At 59.8% G+C, this 266-nt stretch carries 1 pseudogene; it reads right to left on the reverse strand.

Going from position 1 to position 266, the window contains the following annotated elements:
* Window positions 1-266, reverse strand: a pseudogene (locus tag SB822_RS57805) (ABC transporter substrate-binding protein); the annotation flags it as partial.

The raw sequence follows: 266 nt of genomic DNA on the forward strand, positions 1-266 counted from the left end.
CGCGCCGACCGTTTCGTCCCAATGCTTCGTGATGGTTTCCTTGTACGCGTCCTGTTGCGAGAGCGTCGGAAACACGACGTTCTTATACGACGACGGCGGCGGCAACTTGTCGAGGAGCGCCTGCGGCACTTTCTTCGCGGCCACCAGTTCGTTGTAGCGCATCGGGTGGCAATAGCCGGTCAGCCAGCCGATCTGGCCTTCGTCGGAATAGAGATATTCCATCCACAGCTTGGCTGCGTTCGGATGCGGCGCATAAGCGCTGATGG

It is taken from the genome of Paraburkholderia sp. SIMBA_054, assembly GCF_046534875.1.
Taxonomy (GTDB): Bacteria; Pseudomonadota; Gammaproteobacteria; order Burkholderiales; family Burkholderiaceae; genus Paraburkholderia; species Paraburkholderia hospita.